This is a genomic window from Vibrio sp. 970 (assembly GCF_033339075.1).
In genome coordinates this window covers 1-558 of the sequence record NZ_JAWOTW010000656.1, presented here as the reverse complement: position 1 = coordinate 558, position 558 = coordinate 1, and the positions used below count along the sequence as shown (strand labels likewise).

The following is a 558-nucleotide window of genomic DNA, read 5'->3' as shown; positions in this document are numbered from 1 at the left end:
GAAAAACTCGAATTTGCGCGCTGATTTAATCACCGATCGACACGGTATTGCGGCCATTTTCCTTACTTAAGTACAGTTGAGCATCCATTTTGTGGTACAAGTTTTCCGGATCTTCGTCGTGATGAACTACCGCACCAATACTCAATGTGCAAATTATAGACGCCTCTTCATAGTCAAATGACGAGCTCGCCACGATGCCGCGTAATTTTTCAAGATACGCTTCTAGCTCTTCTGTGTCCGTCACCGTGGAAAGAATACAAAACTCATCTCCACCTGCGCGATAGAATCGGTCACCCGCATTTAAGTTGGCATTAACCAATCTCGTGACATGAAGTAAAGCTTCATCACCCGCCAAATGACCGTACTTATCATTAATCACTTTGAAATGGTCAATATCGAAACCAACCAAAGAGAACGGTTTGCCGCTATTAATTTGATTGAGCAAGTTGTCGTTAAACACTCGACGGTTCAACAATTGCGTCAGAGGGTCTAACTCGGCCATGCGGTTTAGTTCAACCGTCTTAATATCAAGCATTTCGGCTAAACGCTCTTTTTCTC

Annotated in this window: 1 protein-coding gene; it reads right to left on the bottom strand. The window is 43.5% G+C overall.

The window, feature by feature from the left end; translation table 11 throughout:
• Positions 1-25: 25 nt before the first annotated feature.
• A partial coding sequence (locus R7Q11_RS28450) for a GGDEF domain-containing protein (RefSeq protein WP_225467262.1) occupies positions 26-558 on the bottom strand: 533 nt, incomplete at its 5' end.